The 23540-nt window shown below is 55.7% G+C and carries 20 protein-coding genes; 13 read left to right on the top strand and 7 right to left on the bottom strand.

The window, feature by feature from the left end; all coding sequences use genetic code 11:
* Positions 1-75 precede the first annotated feature (75 nt).
* Together EV681_RS10635 and EV681_RS10630 are read left to right on the top strand one after the other, a co-directional pair.
* The gene (locus EV681_RS10635; RefSeq protein ID WP_128394132.1) at positions 76-801 is read left to right on the top strand and encodes a pseudouridine synthase; all 726 of its coding nucleotides are present in this window, start codon (positions 76-78) and stop codon (positions 799-801) included.
* An 86-nt stretch (positions 802-887) separates the two neighbouring features.
* Entirely contained in the window at positions 888-1460 is a 573-nt protein-coding gene (locus tag EV681_RS10630; protein ID WP_130303901.1) for a SecDF P1 head subdomain-containing protein, read from the top strand.
* 266 nt (positions 1461-1726) lie between these two features.
* On the opposite strand, the gene xth is transcribed toward EV681_RS10630, so the two are convergent.
* On the bottom strand, positions 1727-2509 hold the full coding sequence (gene xth, locus EV681_RS10625) for an exodeoxyribonuclease III (RefSeq protein ID WP_128394134.1): 783 nt from the start codon (positions 2507-2509) through the stop codon (positions 1727-1729).
* Between the two features lie 97 nt (positions 2510-2606).
* On the opposite strand from xth, the gene EV681_RS10620 reads away from it, so the two are divergent.
* From EV681_RS10620 to chrA, 11 genes are all read left to right on the top strand, one after another.
* A complete protein-coding gene (locus tag EV681_RS10620) occupies positions 2607-3788 on the top strand; it encodes an acetyl-CoA C-acyltransferase family protein (RefSeq protein WP_128394135.1) in 1182 nt (393 codons plus the stop codon).
* Positions 3789-3794: 6 nt separating this feature from the next.
* Positions 3795-4577: a class I SAM-dependent methyltransferase gene (locus EV681_RS10615; RefSeq protein ID WP_165393004.1), complete on the top strand. Its 783-nt coding sequence runs from the start codon at positions 3795-3797 to the stop codon at positions 4575-4577.
* 128 nt (positions 4578-4705) lie between these two features.
* Entirely contained in the window at positions 4706-5677 is a 972-nt protein-coding gene (locus EV681_RS10610) for an ABC transporter substrate-binding protein (RefSeq protein ID WP_128394136.1), read from the top strand.
* 68 nt (positions 5678-5745) lie between these two features.
* Complete coding sequence (locus EV681_RS10605; protein ID WP_128394137.1) at positions 5746-6636, top strand: ABC transporter permease; 891 nt, start codon at positions 5746-5748, stop codon at positions 6634-6636.
* Between the two features lies 1 nt (position 6637).
* Positions 6638-7432, top strand: coding sequence for an ABC transporter ATP-binding protein (locus EV681_RS10600; protein WP_128394138.1), 795 nt, complete (start codon positions 6638-6640; stop codon positions 7430-7432).
* Between the two features lie 463 nt (positions 7433-7895).
* A complete protein-coding gene (locus EV681_RS10595) occupies positions 7896-9176 on the top strand; it encodes an efflux RND transporter periplasmic adaptor subunit (RefSeq protein WP_128394139.1) in 1281 nt (426 codons plus the stop codon).
* Between the two features lie 11 nt (positions 9177-9187).
* Positions 9188-12439 (top strand): efflux RND transporter permease subunit, encoded by a 3252-nt coding sequence (locus EV681_RS10590; protein ID WP_130303900.1) that lies wholly within the window; start codon positions 9188-9190, stop codon positions 12437-12439.
* A 2-nt stretch (positions 12440-12441) separates the two neighbouring features.
* Entirely contained in the window at positions 12442-13950 is a 1509-nt protein-coding gene (locus EV681_RS10585; RefSeq protein ID WP_130303899.1) for an efflux transporter outer membrane subunit, read from the top strand.
* Between the two features lie 14 nt (positions 13951-13964).
* Positions 13965-14678 carry a pyridoxine 5'-phosphate synthase gene (gene pdxJ, locus EV681_RS10580; RefSeq protein ID WP_128394142.1) on the top strand — a complete coding sequence of 238 codons (714 nt, stop codon included), beginning with the start codon at positions 13965-13967 and terminating at the stop codon, positions 14676-14678.
* A 104-nt stretch (positions 14679-14782) separates the two neighbouring features.
* Positions 14783-15364, top strand: a complete 582-nt coding sequence (locus EV681_RS10575) for a nitroreductase family protein (RefSeq protein WP_130303898.1) — start codon at positions 14783-14785, stop codon at positions 15362-15364.
* Between the two features lie 380 nt (positions 15365-15744).
* Positions 15745-16956 (top strand): chromate efflux transporter, encoded by a 1212-nt coding sequence (gene chrA, locus EV681_RS10570; protein WP_130303897.1) that lies wholly within the window; start codon positions 15745-15747, stop codon positions 16954-16956.
* A 246-nt stretch (positions 16957-17202) separates the two neighbouring features.
* Here chrA and EV681_RS10565 read toward each other — a convergent pair whose 3' ends face one another.
* Genes EV681_RS10565 through EV681_RS10540 form a run of 6 tightly spaced genes read right to left on the bottom strand, consistent with a single transcriptional unit; the run spans position 17203 to position 23449 of the window.
* Positions 17203-17730: a monovalent cation/H(+) antiporter subunit G gene (locus EV681_RS10565; protein ID WP_130303896.1), complete on the bottom strand. Its 528-nt coding sequence runs from the start codon at positions 17728-17730 to the stop codon at positions 17203-17205.
* Positions 17727-18008 (bottom strand): K+/H+ antiporter subunit F, encoded by a 282-nt coding sequence (locus EV681_RS10560; RefSeq protein WP_014750683.1) that lies wholly within the window; start codon positions 18006-18008, stop codon positions 17727-17729. Before EV681_RS10560 ends, EV681_RS10565 begins: the two co-directional genes overlap by 4 nt.
* Positions 18008-18499, bottom strand: a complete 492-nt coding sequence (locus EV681_RS10555; protein ID WP_130303895.1) for a Na+/H+ antiporter subunit E — start codon at positions 18497-18499, stop codon at positions 18008-18010. The genes EV681_RS10560 and EV681_RS10555 overlap by 1 nt, the downstream gene beginning before the upstream one ends.
* Positions 18496-20136, bottom strand: a complete 1641-nt coding sequence (locus tag EV681_RS10550) for a monovalent cation/H+ antiporter subunit D (protein WP_128394147.1) — start codon at positions 20134-20136, stop codon at positions 18496-18498. The genes EV681_RS10555 and EV681_RS10550 overlap by 4 nt, the downstream gene beginning before the upstream one ends.
* Entirely contained in the window at positions 20133-20474 is a 342-nt protein-coding gene (locus tag EV681_RS10545) for a Na+/H+ antiporter subunit C (RefSeq protein WP_128394148.1), read from the bottom strand. The genes EV681_RS10550 and EV681_RS10545 overlap by 4 nt, the downstream gene beginning before the upstream one ends.
* Positions 20465-23449 carry a monovalent cation/H+ antiporter subunit A gene (locus EV681_RS10540; protein ID WP_130303894.1) on the bottom strand — a complete coding sequence of 995 codons (2985 nt, stop codon included), beginning with the start codon at positions 23447-23449 and terminating at the stop codon, positions 20465-20467. The genes EV681_RS10545 and EV681_RS10540 overlap by 10 nt, the downstream gene beginning before the upstream one ends.
* Positions 23450-23540: the final 91 nt, after the last annotated feature.

Here is a 23540-nt window from a genome sequence, read left to right as displayed (position 1 = left end):
GTTCAAACAGAAACGTCCGGTGCGTCCGGACAAAGAAACACACTATAGCAAATTTGCGTAAGCAAACGGAATCAAATGGAAAAGACAAGAATATCTAAACTGCTTGCCGAACGAGGACTGTGTTCCCGACGTGAAGCCGACGCTTACATTGAACGCGGTTGGGTGCGCGTAGACGGAAAGGTCGCCACGCTGGGCGAGAAGGCGTTTCCCAATCAGTCCATTACGCTGGACAAGTCAGCCCAGGCGCGACAGACGGCCCGCGTCACTATCATTATGAATAAGCCGGTGGGCTACGTGTCCGGTCAGGCCGAAGAAGGTTATCGGCCTGCGGTAACCTTGATCACGCCCGATCGGCAGTACGATCGTGACAAGCATACCTTCAGTCCATCACATTTAAGAGGGCTGGCGCCTGCCGGCAGGCTGGATATCGATTCCCAAGGCCTGCTGGTTCTGACTCAGGACGGACGTATTGCCCGACAGCTGATCGGCGAAGACTCCGAAGTGGAAAAGGAATATCTGGTTCGCGTCGAAGGCAGGATCAGCGGCAATGGGCTGCAATTGCTCAGTCACGGGCTATCCCTTGACGGTGATGTGCTGCGTCCGGCGCAGGTAAGCTGGCAAAATGACGACCAGCTCAAGTTCATTTTGCAGGAAGGCAAGAAGCGGCAGATTCGCCGCATGTGCCAAATGGTGGGCTTAAATGTGATCGGCTTAAAACGGGTTCGCATGGGCAATGTGTCGCTGGCGGACCTGCCTCCAGGCAAATGGCGCTATCTTAAAAGTCATGAACGCTTTTTGTGATCGGGTGGGAAAAGTGTCCATGAGAATTTTCTACAATATCTTATAATGGCGCCATAAATCTTTTACCAGAATTAAGGAAACCGATTATGCACATGAAAAGAGGGGCACTTTTTGTCGCAATCGCTGCTACGCTGACCCTGGCAGGCTGTGACACTATGGATCACTTGCTCAAGAATCGTTCAGGCGGCACGCGAGTCAGTGATGTGCCGACTTCGCCACCGTCTTCTTCCGGCCAGGCGCCGGCCCCCGCGGCTTCCACTCCGCCAGCACCGTCGAGCTCGGTCGCTTCATCGTCACTTATCATGTATATTGCGTCGCGCACGCCAATGCAGGGTTATACGGCCGTGCGACAAAATGGCGTGCTGGTGCATGTCGATCCGACCCAGACGCTGACCCGCAACGACTTGCAGAACGCCGTGGCGACTCGCAACAGCGCCGGCAAGGCTTTTGTGAAACTTGAGTTTTCCCCATCGGGCAGCCAGCGACTGGCCAGTCTGACCAGCAACAATATCGGCAAGAGCTTTGCCGTAACCCAGAAAAACCGTCTGGTATCGATCATCAATATCGGCAAGCCCATTACGTCGGGCGTGCTGTACGTGCCGATGTCCAGCGAACAGGCGGCCACCAGCTTTGAAGACCAGATTCTGGACGGCGAGTAGTAAAGCTGGCGCTACATTAGCAACAGGGTAACGTGCTTTGGCACAGCAAGCGCCCAAAATTGGCAGGTCATGACACGACAAAGTCGTCATGTGATCCCGCTGCAGGCAGCTTAGTGGTACTGGCAAAGGGCCCCTTGAGCCTTGCCCGGTACGTTGCCAGTGTTCATGAAGCGCTTAATCCAGTAAATGCAAATAAAGGCCGGAAAATTTCCGGCCTTTATTTGCATTTTGCGATCATCAGGCAATCGCAGCGCGCCAGGATCTTGTCAGGCAAATGACAAAGAGAGCGTGGCAACGACCGGCGCATGGTCCGACGGTTGTTCATTGCCACGGGGCGCCTTGTCGATAACGCAGGCTGTACAATGCGGGGTCAGCGACGGGCTCAGCAGGATATGGTCGATGCGAAGCCCGGCGTTGCGGCGAAACCCCATCATCCGGTAATCCCACCAACTGAACAGTTTTTCTTCCTGGTCAAACAGACGAAATGAGTCGCTGAGCCCAAGGCCGCTGAGCGCCTGCATGGCGGCGCGCTCCTTGGGGGAGATCAGAATATCGCCCGTATATTTGGGATGCACATCGCGGTCTTCGGGCGCAATGTTGTAGTCGCCGCAAATGGTCAGATTGGGAAATAATTTCATCTGTGCTTCAACGAACTGGTTGAGCGCAGCATACCATTCCAGTTTGTAGTTGTATTTGTCGCTATCGAGCGCACTGCCGTTGGGGCAATAGGCGCAGATGACGCGCATCGGACCTTCGCTGGTCTGGCAGGTGGCGGTGATCAGCCGTTGCTGGGTATCGGGGTAAAGCGGATTGTTGACGATCACGTCTTCCAGTGACGAACGCGACAAAATGGCCACGCCGTTGTAGGTTTTCTGACCGGTCCAGACGGCGTCGTAACCCAGTTCCTGGAACGCATCTTTGGGAAATTTTTCATTGACCTGCTTGAGCTCCTGAATACACAAAATATCGATACTGTGCTGATCCAGCCAGGCCAATACCTGCGGCAGACGTACAGTGAGCGAATTGACATTCCAAGTAGCGATTTTCATAGCGGTCCTGATTTTCCGTTGAACACAAACAGCGGGCTTTCATTGTATGCCGGATGCGTTATGATTCGGTTCTCTTTACACAAAAAAAGGAATTATCATGCCTGACGTTTTCGTGGTATCCGGTGTTCGTACTGCCATTGGCGGCTTTGGCGGAAGTCTGAAAAATGTAAGCCCTGGCGAGCTGGGAGCAACGGTCATCCGGGCAGCCATGGAGCGTGCTGCGGTGACGGGCGACGATATCGGCCACGTTGCGCTTGGACATGTCATCAATACCGAGCCACGCGACATGTATCTGTCGCGCTATGCGGCGGTCACTGCCGGTGTCGCACAGGGCACGCCGGCCTTCAATGTCAACCGCCTGTGCGGCTCCGGCCTGCAGGCCGTCGTCTCCGCTGCCCAGACATTGCTGCTGGGAGACGCCCAAATTGCTATCGCCGGCGGCGTCGAGAACATGAGCCGCGCGCCTTACATAGCGCCGGCACACCGCTTTGGCGCCAGAATGGGTGACAGTGTGATGCAAGACATGATGACCGGCGCGTTGTCCGATCCGTTTGAAAAAATGCATATGGGGGTCACGGCCGAAAACGTAGCCAGGGAATACGGCGTGTCCCGTCAGCAGCAGGACGAACTGGCCGTCGCTTCCCATCAACGCGCGGCGAACGCCATTGACCTGGGCTATTTCAAGGAGCAGATCGTGCCGGTGGTCATGAAATCACGCAAGGGCGATATTGTGTTCGATACCGATGAGCATGTTCGACGCGACATCACGCTCGAGGGGCTGTCTGCCCTGAAACCGGTGTTTGTCAAGGAAGCCGGAACAGTTACCGCTGGTAATGCGTCGGGTATTAATGACGGCGCAGCCGCACTGGTGCTCATGAACGGTGAAATGGTCAAGGAGCGCGGCGCGAAACCGCTAGCCCGCCTGGTGGCTTACGGCCACGCCGGTGTTGACCCTCGCCTGATGGGTATTGGTCCGGTTCCGGCAACGCGCAATGCACTGGCCAGGGCCGGGCTGAAGATTGAAGATATGGACGTGATTGAGGCCAATGAAGCGTTTGCAGCCCAGGCTTGCGCAGTCACGCAGCAATTGGGAATGGATCCGGCCAAAGTCAATCCCAACGGCAGCGGTATCGGGCTGGGCCATCCGGTGGGTGCAACCGGGGCCATCATTACAGTGAAGGCCTTGCACGAGTTGCAACGTGTTGGCGGTCGCTACGCATTGGTAACCATGTGTATAGGCGGCGGGCAGGGCATTGCCGCCATCTTTGAACGGGTTTGATTGTACATGCAGCACCAGAAAACGGAACCACATCCCGACTACGATGAACCGATGATTTCCGAATCGCAGGGTGTGCGGTACCTGCATTTCAATAGCGAATGGATTCAGGGCGCCATGCGGGTGAACCGTCCTGAAAAACTGGAGTTCGACTATACACAGCAAATGATGGCCTGGCTGTTGTTTCTGGCCCCACCGGTTGATCGGGGTATTGGTATTCTGGGATTGGGGGCCGGGTCGCTGACGCGTTTTTGCCAGCATCATTTCGATAGCGATGTCGTGACCGTGGAATGGAATCCCCAGGTCACCGCCATATGTGAGTCTGCTTTTGAGTTGCAGCAAACGGCCTCGTGCCGGGTGGTGCATGAAGATGCGCAGGACTGGGTCCAGGATCCGCTCAATGAAAACGGCTATGGCGCGCTCATGGTGGATCTGTATGATTACACCGCGCAGGGGCCGGTCTGTTCGTCTGACCAGTTTTACCGGGGTTGTCGGCAGGTATGCGGCGATCTGGGAGTAGTCACGATAAACCTATTCGGCCATCACGGCAGTTTTCGCAAGAATTTTCGCAATATCAAAAAGGCATTTGATGATCGCGTGATCCTGTTTCCCGAAACAATTGATGGGAACCGTATCGTCATTGCATTTTGCGGTCCTCCATTGCAGGTCACGCTCGAGCAGTTGCAGCAGCGAGCCAGACGGGTGCAGAGCCTGTACCGGCTGCCGGCGACGGGCTGGCTTCGGACGCTGCTGCAGGAAAACGGCAAGACCGGAGAACTGATCAGTTTCTAAGTGCCGGCAACCTTGGCTGTGCGTCCAGGTTACGTTACCAGCGCACTTATTCTCGTTAATACCACTGGTACAAAGCGGTTCGCTGTGACAGAATCGCTGAGTTCAGAACATGTCATTCAGGAGTTGTTATGATCAAGGGCACGTTTGCTTTCTGTCTTTCCGCCGCGCTGGTTTCAACCGCATTGCTTGCGGGCACAGCCCAGGCGGCAGACAAGTTTGTTGCCGTTACATCCATCGTTGAACATCCGGCCCTGGATGCCGTGCGCGATGGTGTAAAGGAAGGTCTGGCCAAGGAAGGCTTTGTAGAAGGCAAAAATCTGAAATGGAAATATCAAAGCGCGCAGGGCAATACCGGTACGGCAGCCCAGATTGCACGCCAGTTCATCGGTGAAAGGCCCGATGCCATAGTGGCCATTGCCACGCCATCAGCACAGGCTGTGGTTGCAGCAACCAAGACTATTCCGGTGGTGTATTCGGCTGTCACTGACCCGGCTGCCGCCCAGTTGGTCAAGTCCATGGAGGCCTCGGGCGCCAACGTAACAGGTGTTTCCGACGTGCTGGTCCTGGAAAAGCAGATTGAATTGATCAAGCAGGTATTGCCCAAGGCCAAGCGCGTAGGAATTGTTTACAATCCGGGCGAAGCCAATTCCAGCGTGGTGGTCAAACGCCTGAAGGAACTGTTGCCCAAGTCTGGCATGACGCTTGTTGAAGCGTCCGCGCCACGCTCGGTCGATGTGGGATCGGCTGCGCGCAGTCTGGCAGGCAAGGTTGATGTGATCTATACCAATACCGACAACAACGTGGTATCGGCCTACGAAGCCTTGGTCAAGGTCGGCAACGAGTCCAAGATCCCGCTGGTCGCTTCGGACACCGATAGCGTCAAGCGCGGGGCCATTGCCGCGCTGGGCATCAACTACAAGAATCTGGGAATTCAGACTGGTACAATCGTAGCGCGTATCCTGAAAGGCGAGAAGCCAGGCAGCATCGCTTCCGAAACCAGCAAAACGCTGGAGTTGTTCGTCAACCCGGGGGCTGCCCAAAAGCAAGGGGTCACATTGAGCGAAGACTTTGTCAAAAGCGCCAAAGTGGTTGTGAAATAACCCGTTGTCACCATTTTCACCGGCCTGGGCTCATCTCAGGCTTTTTTATTTGATCACAAGTTCTTAACATGTCTCTTTTTTCTTCCCTTGGCGCGCTGGAACTGGGTTTTATCTACAGCCTGGTCGCGCTGGGCGTGTTCATCTCCTTTCGCGTCTTGCGCTTTCCCGATCTGACGGTCGATGGTACGTTTGCTACGGGCGGCGCGGTGTCTGCGCTTCTGGTCAGTAGCGGTTATGACCCCTTCGTGGCCAGCGCGGCAGCGATGCTCGCTTGCGGCTTTGCCGGAATGATCACCGGCTGGCTCAACGTCAAGTTGGGCATCATGGACCTGCTGGCCAGTATTTTGATGATGACGGCCCTGTATTCGATCAACTTGCGCATCATGGGTGGACCCAATATCCCGCTGATCACCAGCGACACCGTGTTTTCGCTCACGCAACCGGCGGCGCTCGACGATTATGTCTGGCGCCCCGTATTGCTGTTCATTGTGGTGGTTGGCGCCAAAATTCTGCTGGACGCCTATTTTTCAACCCGCTCGGGACTGGCCATGCGTTCGACCGGCTCGAATTTGCGAATGGCGCGAGCCCAGGGCATTGCTACAGACCGCATGGTGCTTATTGGCATGGCGCTGTCCAATGCGCTGGTGGGCCTGGGCGGAGCACTGTTTGCCCAATCGCAGGGCGGCTCTGATATTTCCATGGGAATCGGCACCATTGTGATTGGCCTGGCGGCGGTCATCGTGGGAGAAAGCATTTTGCCTGCACGACGTTTTCTTTTTATTACGCTGGCCGTTATAGTAGGGGCTATCCTCTATCGTTTTTTCATTGCATTGGCGCTCAACAGCGATTTCATCGGCCTCAAGGCACAGGATCTGAATTTGATTACTGCATTGCTGGTGGCCATCGCACTGATTCTGCCCAAGCTTCGCCGTAACCTGCGAATCAAAGGACGCGCCTGATATGTTGAACGCACAAAATCTACATATTACCTTCAATGCCGGCACCCCCATTGAAACCCGCGCGTTGCGTGGCTTGTCCCTGAGTATCCCACAAGGGCAATTCGTGACCGTGATCGGCTCCAACGGCGCCGGTAAGTCCACTTTTCTGAATGCGGTGTCGGGTGAGCTGATGGTTGACTCCGGCACGATTCATATCAACGACCAGAACGTCACCCGCAAAAGCGTGTGGCAGCGGGCGGTCAATGTGGCGCGGGTGTTTCAGGACCCGATGGCGGGCACCTGTGAAGACCTGACGATCGAAGAAAATATGTCGCTGGCCTATTGTCGGGGCGGCCAACGCGGCCTTCGTCCGGCTTTGCGCAGTGATCTGCGACAGTTGTTCCGGGAGCGCCTGACCATTCTGGGGCTGGGCCTGGAGTCGCGGCTGACTGACCGCATCGGCCTGTTGTCTGGCGGACAGCGTCAGGCGGTGAGTCTATTGATGGCGGCACTGCAGCCAAGCAAAATACTCCTGCTGGACGAACATACTGCTGCGCTCGATCCACGGACCGCGCAATTTGTTCTGGATCTTACAGAAAAGATCGTGACTGAACAGAAACTGACCACTATGATGGTCACGCACAGTATGAAGCAAGCACTGGAGATCGGCGAACGGACGATTATGCTGCATCAGGGACAGGTTGTTCTGGATGTGGCCGGCGAGCAGCGCCGGGACATGACGGTCAGGGACCTGCTGCAAATGTTCGAGAAGGTCAGGGGAGAGCAGATCACCGATGATGCCCTGTTGCTCGATTGATACTGTGCGGGTTTAAAAAGTAGATTTTGACCCTTCCTGGCGGGCAGATGGCGACAAAACAGGCATAGGCGTGTTATTTTTATTGCATCTTTGTCGGCGACTGATCGCTCAGCTCGATTTGCCAGGCGCTGTACCAGTGGTGATGCAGCCAGGTTGCACCCGGTATTGGCCCGCTGATACGGTGGCCTGAGTTAGCCACTGTACTGGCAGCGGGGCCTTCACAGCTGTGTTTTGTCATTATGCGACGGATCCGGCACATTGCGCCGCTTGGTCCTTCTTAGTCCTTTTCTCAGGTGAGTGTGCTCACAACATTCCCGAGAATTCGATAAAAACCCTAGAACTTAAGGGTTTATACTAAATAGTATTTGCTTAGGCAATTATTTTCTGGTTATAATCTTTTCTTCAATACCGTTCAATCTGCTATCCGTCAGGATCAGCCCTCGCTCTCAAGGTTTCCAACCCAATGACAAACAGACTCTTTTTACACAAGCGCTATGTTGCAACAGTTTTGCTGTCGTGCCTGGTTGCGCTAAGCGGTTGCGGTAAGGAAGATCAGCAAGCAGGCGCGCAAGGCGGCCCGCCGCCGACACCTGTCAGCACAATCAAACTGGCCGAAACACCCACCACCATCTTTACCACGCTCCCTGGTCGGGTCAGTGCTGTGCGTGATGCGCAGGTGCGTGCCCGGGTTAACGGTATTGTGCAAAAAATTGAATTTGAGCAGGGTCGCGAGGTGAAAAAAGGGCAGGTGCTCTTCCGGATTGATCCGGCGACCTACCAGGCACAATATGCACAGGCCGAAGCGGCCTTGAATCAGGCCAAAGCGACGGCAGGCAGTGCCCGGCAACTGGCCAATCGCTATAGCACGCTGGTCAAATCCAATGCCGTGAGCCGTCAGGAATATGACGATGCCCGGGCGCAGGCAAATCAGGCAGATGCTACCATCGCTTCAGCTAAAGCTGCCCTGGATGCAGCCCGTATCAATTTGTCTTATACCGATGTGGAATCGCCCATTGACGGCATTATTGGCCGGGCACTGGTTACTGAAGGAGCGCTGGTCAGCGGGACCGAAGCTACCGAATTGGCGCATGTGCAGCAAATGGACCCGGTTTACGTAGACTTTACCCAGTCTACTGCCGAACTGTACCGTTTGCGCAAGGCGATGGCAGATGGGCAATTGACCAAGGTTGACGAAAACACGGCTGTGGTTCAGCTTGAACTGGAAGACGGTACACAGTACCCGGAAAATGGCCAGTTGCTTTTTACCGGCGTCAGCGTTGAACCTACTACCGGCCAGGTGACCCTGCGGGCCACATTCCCCAACTCGGACAAGCTGCTGCTGCCTGGCATGTACGTTACTGTCAAGCTAGAGCAGGGCAAGGATGATAAGGCGTTGCTCATTCCAACCCAAGCCATTCAGCGTTCTACCGATGGTCTGAACAATGCCATGGTTGTACGCGACGGCAAGGTTTCTGTGGTGACCATCCAGACAGGCGGCGAAGTGAAAACCGATACGATCGTTACACAGGGCCTTAAAGCCGGTGACGAAGTGATTGTTGAAGGATTCCAAAAAATTCGCCCAGGCGCTCCGGTCAAACCTCAGCCCTGGAAAAAAGACAAGGCGGCAGGCGATAAGAGCCAGCAGCCTGAGTCTGGCACTCAGGAACCACCCAAGCAAGGGGCTGACAAGACCCCAGCACAGGAAAGCAAGCCTGAACAGCAGGGCGACAAGCCGGCACAGTGAGTATATAAAACATGTCAAATTTTTTCATTAACCGGCCAATTTTTGCCTGGGTTATTGCGATTATCATATTCTTTGCGGGTATCGTTTCCATCCCCAATATGGCAATTTCGCAGTACCCTGAAGTGGCACCGCCGACCATCACCGTACGTGCTACATACCCTGGTGCAGGCGCCGAAGAGGTCGCCCGCTCGGTTACCAGTTTGATCGAGAACGAGCTCAACGGTGCCCAGGGTATGCTGTACTATGCCTCTACCAGCGATTCCTACGGCGCCGCCAAAATCGACGTGACCTTTGAACCGGGCACCGACCCGGATCTTGCCCAGGTGGACGTCCAGAACCGTATTTCCAGCGTAAACTCCAAGCTGCCTCAGGCGGTGACTCAACAGGGAATTACGTTCTCCAAGAGTACGGCAGGGTTCCTGATGATCGTGACCCTGACCTCTACCGACGGCTCGCTCGACGATGCAGGCCTGGGCGACTACATCACGCGCAATATCCAGAACTCGGTCTCCCGGATCAAGGGTGTCGGCGAATTCCAGCTGTTTGCGTCACCACGCGCCATGCGTATTTGGGTAGATTCGGCAAAAATGACGTCGTTTGGCCTGACCACCAGCGATATCAAGACCGCCCTGCAAACACAGAATGCGCAAATTACCGGCGGTACCCTGGGGTCGCCGCCAACGCCGGATGACCAGACCACCAGTGCGACGGTAATCGTCAATGGCCAGCTTAGCACCGTTAAGGAGTTTGGCGATATTGTTCTGCGCGCCACAACAGGCGGCTCGACAGTTCGACTGCGCGATGTGGCCCGCATTGAAGTGGGTGCCGATTCCTATCAGTTTGGATCACGCCTGAACGGCAAAACGGCAGCTGCATTCGCCGTCTCGCTGGCGCCCAACGCCAATGCGCTGGAAACCTCGAACCTGGTCCAGGCCGAGATGGAAAATCTGGCCCAGTATTTCCCTGACAATATTGAATACAAGGTTCCCTACAACACGGCTCCGTACGTCGATGCGTCTATCACCCAGGTGGTTCACACCTTGGTTGAGGCGATGCTGCTGGTGTTCGTCGTGATGTACCTGTTCCTGCAGAACATCCGCTATACACTGATACCTGCGATTGTGGTCCCGGTGGCGCTGATGGGCACGCTGGCTACGCTGTCGGCCATGGGTTACTCCATCAATACGCTCACGATGTTCGCCATGGTGCTGGCCATCGGTATTCTGGTGGATGACGCCATTGTGGTGGTGGAGAACGTTGAAAGGATCATGGCCGAAGAAGGCCTGCACCCCAAAGAAGCCACGGTCAAGGCGATGCCACAGATTTTCGGGGCGATCGTTGGTATTACACTTGTGTTGATGGTCGTGTTCGCGCCCCTGTTCTTCATGAGCGGGTCCGCAGGCGTGATTTATCGCCAGTTCGCCGCGGCAATGATCATTTCTATCGGCTTTTCCGCATTCCTGGCGCTGACCTTTACGCCAGCGATGTGCGCCACGCTGCTCAAGCCTGTGCCCAAGGGGCATCATGATAAAAAAGGCTTTTTCGGCTGGTTTAACCGGACGTTTGCCAGAATCACGAACAACTATACTGGTTTCGTGGGCAGCATGCTCAAACGCGGTGGACGCATGATGCTGATTTATCTGGGGCTGGTCATTCTGCTGGGCTTTCTGTATCTGCGTCTGCCCACTTCGTTCCTGCCGACCGAAGATCAGGGCTACGCCGTCACCAATATTGAGTTGCCGGCTGGTGTCTCAGCCAAGCGGACTGAAGAAGTCATCAAGCAGGTCGAGGAGTACTATGGGAAACAGCCTGAGGTGGAGAATATCATCACCGTGCAGGGTTTCAGTTTCAACGGCTCCGGTCTGAACTCGGCCATTGCCTTTACGCCATTCAAGAAATTCGATGAGCGCAAAGGGGCAGAGCACAACGCCATGTCGGTCGCAGGTCGCGCCACGGGGCAACTGCTTTTCGGTATTCCTGATGCCATGGTGCTATCGATTGTGCCACCGTCCATCCCGTCGCTGGGTACGGCTACTGGTTTTGACTTGCGCTTGCAGGATCGCGGTGGTATGGGTCAGACCCAATTGCGTGAAGCGGCCAACCAACTGATACAGCTGTCTGGCCAGAGCAAGATTCTGTCGCAGGTGCGTATTTCCGGCCTGGGCCCTGGCCCGCAGCTGAAAGTCACGGTTGACCGCGTCAAAGCCTATTCGCTGGGCGTGAATATGACCGAAGTAGGTAATGTCCTCTCGGGCACGATCGGTAACAGTTATCTGGGGCAATTCCCGAACCAGGGCTGGATGCAGAACGTGTGGATTCAGTCCGAAGCCGCGCAGCGGATGTCGCCTGAAGATATTCTCAAACTGCGGGTGCATAACACCAATGGCGAACTGGTCCCCATGTCTTCGTTCGTGACCCTTGACTGGGTACATGGCGAAACGCAGATCCAGCGTTACAACAGCTATGATTCCATCACTATCCAGGGGCAGGCCAATGCCGGCTATGCCAACGGCGAGGCGATGGACGAGATTGTGAAACTGATTGGCCAATTGCCTGCGGGTATCGGCTATGAGTGGACGGGTCTGTCCTATCAGGAAGTGCAGGCAGGAAGTCAGGCCACGATTTTGCTTGCGCTGGCTTTTGCAGTGGTATTCCTGGTGCTGGCGGCGCTCTATGAGAGCTGGTGGATTCCTTTGTCGGCCGTTCTGATCGTACCGCTGGGTATGCTGGGCACGGTCGGTCTGGTTACCCTGGTGGGCATGTCAAATGACATTTACTTCCAGGTGGGGATGATTACCGTTATTGGTCTGTCCGCAAAGAACGCCATTCTGATTGTGGAATTTGCCAAAGACGCCTATGCTTCGGGCAAGGGCTTGGTTGAGTCCACGCTTGAGGCGGCCAAACTGCGGTTCCGCCCAATTCTGATGACCTCGTTCGCATTTATCATGGGCGTCATACCGCTTATGCTGGCCAACGCCGAAGGTGCGGCAAGCCAGCAGGCTGTGGGTTATGGGGTGTTTGGCGGTATGGTAGCGGCGACACCGTTTGCCGTGCTGTTCGTCCCAACGTTCTTCGTTGTGGTGATGACGTTCTTCAAAGTGAAACCACGGCTGTTGGGTCGTCAGGCTGATGAACACGAGAAAGCCACCGAAGCCGAAAAAGAATCTCAGCATATCTATACCGATGTGGCTGAGGCAGATGATATGACCGCCAGTGGCGACAGCAAACGTCAGGACGGATCACCTCCAAAAGGAAATGAGTAATCATGCAAGGGTCACAACGTACATTGCCCCGTTTTTCCGCTGTTTTCATGGCCGTCCTGCTGGCTGGCTGCTCTTTGTCACCCGACTATACGCGGCCGGACGCACCGGTTCCGTCTACCTATCCGGGACAAAACAACGCCAACCAGGCGACGGTTGCCGACTTGGGATGGGAGCAGTTTTTCCGTGAACCCCGCCTGAAGGCGCTGATTGGCTTGGCGCTGGAAAATAACCGCGACATGCGTATTGCGGTAAAGCGGGTTGATGAGGCGCGTGCCCAATATGGCATTACGCGCAGCGACCAGTTCCCGCAAATTGGAGCTACGGCGCAGGAAACGGCCCAGCGCATGCCGCCCAATATGCGTATGGCCGGCCCGGATAGTCCGTCGGTCTCGCGCAGCTTTACGGCAGGTATCGGTATTACCGACTTTGAACTGGATTTCTTCGGCAAACAGCGCAACTTGTCTGAAGCGGCGTTCCAGGCTTATCTGGCCACCGTGGAAGGACGCAAAACGGCGCAGATCAATCTGATCGGTCAACTGGCTACGGCTTACTACAATTTGCGTGCCGCTCAACAGCAAAGGGATCTGGTTGCCAAGACGCTCAAATCGCGTCAGTCTACCTATGATCTGGTGCAGACGCGTTTTCGCGGCGGCGTAGCGTCGGCGCTGGATGTCAATCAGGCCAAGAATCTGCTGGACTCTGCCCGGGCAAGCTCAGCTGAACTGGATCGCAGCGAACAACTGGCCCGAAATGCGTTGCAGCTGATTATCGGCGCACCGATTCCGGCCGGCCTGCCTGCGGCCAGCCCGTTCGCCGGCGACGTATTAATGACGAAAATCCCTGCGGGACTGCCTTCCGATCTGCTGGTAAGACGTCCAGATATTATTGCCGCAGAACACGAGTTGCTGGCTGCCAATGCCAACATCGGCGCGGCAAGAGCGGCTTTTTTCCCAAGCATTTCACTGACCGGGCTGATTGGATCGGCCAGTCTGGGCTTGGGTACGCTTTTTTCTGGCGGACAAGGTTCCTGGTCGTTCAACCCGGTTATCACCATGCCAATCTTTACGGCAGGGCGGTTGCGTAACAATCTTGAGCTGAGTGAAGTACGCAAGGATATTGCAGTGGCTCAGTATGAGAAATCGATTCAGACGGCATTCAAGGAAGTGGCTGACTCGCTGGCAGGGGAAGCGACCTACGGTGCGCAGTTGCAAGCCCTCAGGGACCAACAAAAATCTGCATACGAATCGCTCAATCTGTCGGATCTGCGTTACAGAAACGGCATAGACAGCTTCTTGCAAGTTCAAACTGCGCAGATCAATCTGTTCACCGTACAGCAAAGTTTCGTCCAGGTTGGGCTCGAGTCCTTGCTGAACAAAGTGGAGTTGTATAAGGCCCTGGGTGGCGGCTGGAATCGTGATACCACGATGCGTCCGAATCCCGATGCTCCCTTGACCAATACGGCGCCCGTTTCTGGTAACGCGACACAAATCACGCCGTCAACACAGCCATAAAGCAGGACGTATTCATGATTGATCTGGGTGTAAATATTGATCATGTGGCCACGCTGCGCCAGCAGCGCGGTTGTGGCTATCCTGATCCGGTCCGTGCAGCGTTGCTGGCCGAGCAGGCTGGCGCTGACGCCATTACGCTGCATTTGCGCGAAGATCGCCGGCATATTCAGGATAGCGATGTCCATGCCTTGCGGCCCTTGTTGAAAACGCGAATGAATCTGGAATGCGCTGTGACCGACGAAATGCTGGATATCGCCTGTCAGGTGCGTCCTCATGATGTCTGTCTGGTGCCAGAAAAGCGCCAGGAACTGACCACCGAAGGCGGGCTGGATGTTCAGACCCACTTCGAATCGGTCAGCCAGGCCATCAGCAAGCTGCACGCCGCAGATGCACGGGTGTCACTCTTTATCGATCCTGATCCTGAACAGATCCGTGCCGCCGTACAGGCGGGCGCCGGCGTCATTGAGCTGCATACGGGCAGCTACGCGCAAGCCACGGGCGAGGCACAGCAGCTTGAACTTGAACGCATCCGGCTGGCGATTGCGGAAGGCTTGCGCCAGGGCTTGAAAGTCAATGCCGGCCATGGTCTGCATTATCAGAACGTCCAGGCCATTGTGGCGCTTGGCGGCATCTCTGAATTGAATATAGGCCATGCCATCGTGGCCCAGGCGATATTTGACGGTTGGGAAAAGGCGGTACGGGATATGAAGGCACTACTGCGCCATTAAGGCCGGCGAATCGGCCTGGCGATCTTCCTTTGTCATCAGGGTCATCGGCCCATTTCGGGCACTGCTGCGCTATCATATTCCTATTGCAACTCAGGTAATTGTTCATGACTCAACCCATTGATTTTCTGTTGTCTCGCAGCTCCATGAAACTGGTTACGGCGCCTGCGCCCAATGATGATGATTTGGCCCGAATTCTACAGGCCGCCATGGCAGCGCCTGATCACGGCAACCTTCAACCCTGGCGGTTCAAGATTATTCGCGGCCCGGCCATCAGCAAGTTCGCCGACTTTTCCATCGGACTGCGCCAGCAGAGCGACACCCCGTTCACGCCCGAAAAAGAAGCGGCAACCCGCGCCTGGCTCAGCGAAGTGCCCATGATCATTGCTGTGGCCTGCCATATCGATTATGGCAATACCGCCATCAGCGAGACTGAGCGGGTTCTCGCTACCGGTGCCGCCGTCACCAATATCCTGAATGCAGCTTATATGCTGGGCTACGGCGCATTCTGGAGCACGGGTATTGCCACCTACATTGATGAATTTCAAGCAGGACTCGGCTTTGATTCGCTTGACTATCGGTTCCTGGGCTTTATTGCGATCGGTACACCCAGAATGCCCATCCCGCAGAAAAAGCGTTCGGATTACACCCAGTTCATCGACGAGTGGACCGAGCCACTGGACGTTTGAATTGCCAGCGAGCGCTGCGACCAGGCTTCATGTCCGACGCTCCAGCATTCTTGCCGGCCAGAGGTCAGTCGTGATCGGGTAAACAGCGTAGGCGAGATTCACACTGTCCAAACGATAGCCGCAAACAAGAGCCTGCATTGCAGGCTTTTTTATCCCCCATTTTCTGCCATCACCAGCGGTCGCCTCAGCGACTGAGGCTGCTCGTAACCCGTGACGGGTGTTGCTGCGGCCGGTTTGCCTTTACCGTGCATAAACCGTAAATCACTTAAGCGTTCACGGTGTCAAAAGGGCATGCCGAGGACAATCGAATAGTAAAAGAGGACTTTGTCATCATATTTGAATTATGATGACCGCTTTCGATAAATCGAGTAAGCACCACGATGAACCAGCCTCAAACCCGAACCGATAAAGCTGCTTCGTGGTCTGTTTTTCTTGTCTTTCTGCGTCTGGGCCTGACTTCTTTTGGTGGCCCGATTGCTCATCTGGGGTACTTTCACGAAGAGTTTGTGACCCGACGCCGCTGGCTGTCTGAGCGCAGTTACGCCGATCTGGTTGCGTTATGCCAATTTCTGCCAGGGCCGGCCAGCAGCCAGGTGGGCATTGCACTGGGCTTATCCAGGGCTGGATATATGGGTGCTGTGGTGGCATGGGCCGGTTTTACACTGCCTTCGGCCATAGCCCTGATCCTGTTTGCGCTGGGCATATCCAGCTATGCCGATGTCATGCCTGCAGGTGCACTGCAGGGTCTGAAGGTCGCCGCCGTTGCTGTCGTGGCGCAGGCGGTATGGAGCATGGCGCGCACGCTGTGTACGGATACCATACGCATTACCATGATGACTATCGCCGCCGTTGCCGCATTGCTGGCGCCGCCCCTATGGGGGCAGGTGAGTATCATCATGGTTGCGGCACTGACGGGGCTGTGGCTGTTCAAGCCGGCTCAGAACAACATGCTGGATGCATTGCCGGTCGTGGTAAGCCGACGGACAGGCATCCTGTGTCTTGCGCTGTTTTTTGTTTTACTGGCCGGGCTGCCGGTTGTGGCCCAACTTGTACAAAACCATATGATAGCCATGATGGACGCTTTTTTCCGCGCCGGCTCCCTGGTCTTTGGCGGTGGCCACGTCGTTCTACCGCTGCTGCAGGCGCAGGTGGTTCCAACGGGCTGGGTTAGCAATGACGCCTTCCTGGCCGGCTACGGCGCAGCGCAGGCCGTGCCTGGTCCGTTGTTTACCTTTGCAGCCTTTCTAGGCGCGGCCATGAGCACCGGTGCGCCTGCCTGGTTCACCGGGCTGATTTGCTTGCTTGCAATTTTCGCGCCATCTTTTCTTCTGGTAGTCGGTGTTTTGCCGTTCTGGGAGCGATTGCGTCACCATCAGCGCACCCGCGCCGCGCTGGCCGGCGTCAACGTTTCCGTCGTGGGTCTGCTGCTGGCCGCACTGTATCAGCCGGTATGGACCAGCGCCATTGATCGCCCGCATGACTTCGGGTTGGCGTTGATCGCACTGGTCGCATTGATGTTCTGGAAACTTCCACCATGGCTGGTCGTTATGTGCAGTGGTGTTGCGGGCTGGTTGCTCAGTATCGCAGCGTAAGGCGGGAGCAAAGAGGCGCTGCAAAACGTGCGGCGATGCCGCCGCGAGCCCAGTATTGCTGCCTTTTACAGCTGCCTTCCGCTGCCCAGCTTGCTCTTCTACGTTATACAAGTCGATGAAGCAGGGCGCTGCGATACGAACAGAACAGGCGCAGCGCATTCACAAAGCAATATCAGTTATCCGTCAGATAAAATGCTCGCCTGGTGCACGAAAGCAGCCAAAGCACTGCCTTGCATTCGATCTGAATCAGGCTTTTGGCAAATCGGTGGACGGGTCGGGCCGACGCGTCGTTTGTGCATCTGGTTCGTTTTGCTGGTCCCGGTCCTGCTCCGGTTCCTGCTCCGGTTCCATTTCCAGTTCCGCTTCTATTGAGGCAACGTCGCTGGCGGCCGTACGGTCGTTTTCCGCTTCACTGGCATCAGCAGTTGGCCTGGCCGAAGGCGTGACACTTTCATCGAGCGTGCTCGCCCGTTCTTCACGCAATACGAAGGAACGCACCAGCAAAATGGTACTGACCGGTGACGTGATGAAAATAAAGATACCAATCAATATTTCGTGCAAGAAGGTACGATCCTTGAGGCTGAACGTCAGCAGCAGGGACGCCAGCAGCAGGGACCAGAGGGCTGTGGAGTAGATGATCGCTTGTATGTGGGTGCGGGGCAGGAAACTGCTGACCCGCACCATGCCAATGCTGGCTGTCAGCACTAGCAGGCCGCTGATTACGATCAACGCTGAAGCGGGAATAACAATCCAGGGAGACAGGGTATCCATCATGGCTCAATAACCTCGCCACGCAGTAGAAAGCGAGCCATGGCCGCGGTGCTCAGAAATCCGAAAAGACTGACGAGCAGGGCGATATCGAAATACCACGATGTACGATACAGCATGCCCAGGGTCAGCGCGATCATCATGCCAATCAGATATAGGGCGTCGATACCCAATACCCGATCCTGAGGGGTCGGTCCGACAAACAGGGGATGGCTCAGAATAACGCCTGCCAGTGCAAAACAGAATAAGGTGAAATAGCAGGACCAGATCAGAAGGGTTTCCATTATTCAAAAATCTCCTTCAACGGTTTCTCATAGCGCTCAATAATATAGGCCTCCCAGTCGCTTTCCTGGGGCAAGTCCAGAATATGCAGTTGCACGTAATCGCCCGATTCCGGAAAGCCTGCCCAAAGGGTACCAGGCGCATAGTTGATAATCGCCGCGAGAATTGCCAGCCCGTGCGGGTCACGCAGCGTCAGGGGAATAGAGACAAATCCCGGCGTGTACTTGATTTTTGGATAACCCAGGACGATTTTGACGGCTGTCACATTGGAGTGAAACGTGTCTGCCAGCACAACACTGGCCAGTTTCAGTATGACCCAAATGCGTCGCGGCCTGGCCAGAAATGGCCTCAGACGGCGCGACATCAGGACAATAATCACTGACGCAGCCAATCCAAAAGCCAGGGTGCCCGTGCTCAGTGGCGCATCGGCCAGCAGCATCCAGATGACAGCCAGAAACAGCGTCATGGGTACCCACGAAAACCATGATTTCATTGCGCACCTCCATGTGACGATATGACGGCCGGCCGGCTGTTGAGCACTGCCTTCATATAGGTTCCCGGGTTGTCAAGTTGCTTGGCAGTAAGCGAGAGCTGGTCCATCACCGGACCGGCAAAAACGGTTAGCGCAATGCACAGCATCAGTAGCAGGGTAATGGGAAAGGCTTCGCGTCGGCTGAGTACCGGCGGCTTTAATTTCTCACTGCTCCAGAACATGCGAATGCCGGCGCGTCCCAGGGCAATGACCGTGGCCATGCCGGAAATCAGCATGGCCACCACCAACAGCCAGACGCTGGTGGTAGTAGATGCATTGGTCTGGGACAGATCCAGCGCTTTGGAGAGCAAGGCAAACTTGGCGATAAAACCCGAGAATGGTGGCATGCCGGCAATGACCAGCGCACAGATGAAAAATGCCAACCCCAGAAACGCCAGAGCAAATGGTATCGGTTTACCCACAACGGTTCCGGAATAATCCGAGCTTTCCTGATCCTCGGCGCTAAACGCTTCCAGACTGACCGCCAGCACGTTGCCCCCGAAAGACTCGGTACGTTTGATCAGTTCGATCAGGTAAAAGAACGTACTGGTCACCAGCACCGAACTGAGCATATAGAACAGGGAAGGGCCGGTCAGAATGACACTTGGCATGCCCAGTGCAGAGAGCAGGGTACCGGAAGACATAATGATGCAATAGCCCACCAGCCGACCGCTGTTTTTCTCCGACAGGATTCCCAATGTACCGAACAGCAGGGTTGCCAGCCCGATTACAAACATCCAGTCGCCACTGAAAGCCGCCGGCGCGCCGGTGGGCAGTAGCAGCGAACCAATGCGCAGCAATGCGTAGATGCCTACCTTGCTCATGATCGCAAACAGCGCCGCTACTGGCGCCACTGCCGCCGAATAGGCGCTGGTCAGCCAGAAGTTCAATGGCCAGGCGCCTGCCTTGATCAGAAAGGCGACACCCAGGATGGCGCAGGCAGCCTCAAACAATCGCCGGTCGTCGCCACTTAGTGTGGCGGCACGCAATCCCAAGTCGGCCATATTGAGCGTACCAGTAATGCCGTACAGGACTGAAATAGCGATGAGCAACAGGAACGAGGCAATCAGGTTGACGGTTACATAGTGCAAACCGGCAGCGACCCGGGCAATGCCCGAGCCATGTAGTGCCAGACCATAGGAGGCGGCCAGAAAAATCTCGAAAAAGACAAACAGGTTGAACAGATCGCCGGTAAGAAATGCGCCATTCAATCCCATCAGAATGAACTGAAACAACGGATGGAAAAAGACCCCGGCACGATCCCACAGCGCGGTCGAATACAGCAGCGAGCATAGCCCCAGCACTGCAGTCAGTATCAGCATAATGGCGCTGAGCTGGTCGGCCACCAGCACAATGGCAAAAGGCGCCTGCCAATTGCCCAGCAGGTACACCATAATATGATTTTCGTAGTCGTTGGGAATACGGCCGGTCGTAATGCCGAACAAGGCCACCGCCACGCAGAACTGGGCCAGCACGGAAATGATGCCCAGGACAACGGCTGCGTTCCGATACTGATCGCGCAGCACCAGCATGAACGCGCCCACGATCATCGGGATGGCAACCGGCAGGATGGGAAGATGATTCATCCACTGGCTCATTGCGACTCCGTTCCATCTACGTGGTCAGTATTGGACAGGCCGCGCAATGCCAGAATCACGACCAGAAACAAGGCTGTGGTGGCAAAGCTGATCACAATGGCGGTCAGTACCAGCGCCTGTGGCAGGGGATCGGCATAATTGGCCAGGGTTGTGGCCACCCCCTTTTTCAGAATTGGCGGGGCACCGGTGGTCAGTTTACCTGTTGCAAAAATGAACAAATTGACCGCATAGGACACCAGTGTCAGGCCGATAATAACCTGGTAAGTGCGCGGACGCAGTAGCAGCCAGATACCCGAACCGACCATAATGCCGATGGCGATAGACAAAATCAGTTCCATGATGGTGCTCCCTGGGCATTCGGCGGCAGCGCTGGTTTGGCCGCCACGCTGCCATCGCTGTCCTGACTAGATTCGGTGCTGTCGCTGCTCGTATTTTCTTCGGCGGTCTCGGCCGACACTTTTTTGTAAAACCGCAAGGATTGGTGACTCAGCGCGACCAGCATGAATAAGGTAGAGCCAACCACCACAGCGAATACGCCCAGGTCAAACAAGATGACGCTGGACAAATGCAAATGGCCAAGCGGGCCCAGATCAATATCCGCGGCCAGCGCAGACAGAAACGGCAGCTTGACCAGCCATGCGGACATGCCGGCAGCGCCAGCCATCAACAAACCGCCCGCAATCCAGTACTGGGGAAAGATGCGCGATCGGTCTTCGACCCAGCGGATGCCGCCCATCATATATTGCAGGATAACGGCGGCGGCAAAAATCAGGCCTGCGACAAAGCCGCCGCCGGGCAGATTGTGGCCGCGCAACAGGAAAAACAATGCAATAAGCGTAGAAATCGGCATGACAAAACGCGACAGCACGGTCGGCACCAGCATGGTGCCCGTGGGCAATTCAGCATCCTCATCGACGCTCGCTGTATCGCCGCTCTGACGAAAACGCCGATCTTCCAGAGCCTTCAAACTTTCTCGTGGCGGACGAAAACGTCGCAACAAGGCATATACGGTCAGGGCCACGATACTGAGTACGGTAATTTCGCCATACGTGTCAAAACCGCGGAAGTCTACCAACAATACGTTGACCACATTGGTGCCGCCACCTTCGGGGAGTGCCTTTTCCAGATAAAACGACGATACACCTTCCGGTTTAGGGCGTGATAACTGCAGGTAGGTAAGAATTGACATGCCCAGGCCGGCGACCACGGCGATCGTCATATCGCGCAAACGCCGCACCAGAGCCCGGCCGCGGTCTGATGGCGGCTCTGTTGACATCCTGCGCGGCAGCCAGCGCAATCCCAGCAACAGCAGAATGGTGGTGACCATTTCCACCACTAATTGGGTAAGGGCCAGATCCGGCGCGGACAGCCACAGATAGGTGAGGCTGCTGCACAGGCCGGCGCCGCCGAGCAGAACCAGTGAGCGGAAACGGTTGTACTTCGCCTGATAAGCCGCACCAACTGCGCAGCATGAACCGATAATCCACAGCAGGGTAAAGGGCAGGTCGATATTGCGCATGGCCAGTTGCGGCCAGGCTTCGAACAGCAGCAACGGCAGGATGGTAACCACAACGGTAATAACGACAATCCACAACACCTGGGGCTGCAGTCGTTTGGTGGAAAACAGATTCATTGCCTGGTAGGCCACCGTATCCAGCAGATTCATCACGAAGTCAAAGAAAACACGTCCGTCGATACGATAAAGCAGCGGCGTCTGGCCAGGCGTGCGCCGCTGCAGGGGCCGCAGGACCAGGGTCAGCAGGATACCGCCTCCCATGGCGATTAGGCTCATTGTGAGCGGCAAATTGAAACCATGCCATATGGCAAGACTGTATTGCGGTAACGTCGGCCCGAGAATCGAGTGCGCTGCCGAATCCAGCACCGGACCGATGATGGTTTGCGGCATGATGCCAATGAGCAGGCAGGTCAGCACGAGAATGCCGCTGGGCACGAGCATCCATAGTGGTGGTTCGTGCGGCTCGCTGGGCAGATCGGTCGCCTTGGGGCCAAAGAAGACCTGCATGATCAGCCGCAGGGAATAGGCAACACTGAACGCGCTGGCCAGCACGGCAAAGACCGGCAGCCAGCTGGACACTTCCAGATAGTCCGGCAGGTTCAGCGTTTCGGCAAAAAACATTTCTTTTGAAATGAAACCGTTCAGCAGCGGCACACCGGCCATGGCCGCCGCAGCCACCACGGCCAGTGTCGCGGTGATCGGCATGGCCTTGCGCAGCCCAGACAGCAATACCAGGTCCCGGGTGCCGGTTTCATGATCGACAATGCCGGTGGCCATAAAGAGCGACGCCTTGAAAGTGGCGTGATTGATCATGTGAAACAGGGCTGCAATCAGCGCCAGTTTGCTGTTCAGGCCCAACAGCAGTGTAATCAGGCCAAGATGACTGATCGTGGAATAAGCCAGGACCGCTTTCATATCTCTCTGGAAGGTGGCTACATAGGCCCCCAGAAACAGCGAACACAGGCCGGCCATGCCGATAATCCAGAACCAGGCTGAGGTGCCGGCCAGCACGGGCCAGAACCGCGCCAGAATGAACACACCGGCCTTGACCATGGTTGCAGAATGCAGATACGCCGAAACCGGTGTGGGTGCGGCCATGGCGTTGGGTAGCCAGAAATGGAACGGAAACTGCGCGCTCTTGGTCAGGGCGCCGAGCGCGAACAGAATCAGGATGGCCAGATACCATGGGTGATTGCGTAAGGTGTCGCCCGAATCGAGCACGGCATCCAGATTATAGCTGCCCACAATGTGCCCGATCATGAGCATGGCCGCCAGCAGACAGAACCCGCCGGCCGCGGTAATGGTAAGCGCCATCCGGGCGCCTCGCTTGGCATCCTGACGATGGTTCCAGTAGGCGATCAGCATGAAAGAGGACAGGCTGGTCAGTTCCCAGAAGATAACCAGCTGGATAATATTGCCGGATAACACCACACCCAGCATCGAGCCCATGAACGCCAGAAAGAAGGAGTAGAAACGGGTAACCGGATCTTTGGGCGACATATAGTAGCGGGCATACAGCACTACCAGCGCACCCATGACGGTAATCAGCAGTGAAAACAGCCACGCATAGCCGTCCATGCGAAACACAAGATTCAACTTATAGGAGGGCACCCATTCCAGGGTCTGGACGACGGTGTTGCCCTGCAGCACATCGGGCAAAAAGGACAAGGTAATCAGCGCGCCAACGACCGCGATAATGCCTGCCATCCAAGCTTCCGGGGATCTGGCGTGTACGGGCAGCAGGCCGACGAGTATACTACCCAGAAATGGAAGAATTAGAAGCAGGATTAATGACATTTAGTGCTATTTATGAAGAATTATGGCGAATTATTACAATCATACTTTATCTTTTTACATCGACGCTTATATTTTTCATCTCATCCTGAAT

It is taken from the genome of Advenella incenata, from assembly GCF_004217095.1.
Classification (GTDB): domain Bacteria; phylum Pseudomonadota; class Gammaproteobacteria; order Burkholderiales; family Burkholderiaceae_B; genus Advenella; species Advenella incenata.
Note: the sequence above shows the minus strand (reverse complement) of the source record. Positions and strands in the feature narration are given on the sequence as shown.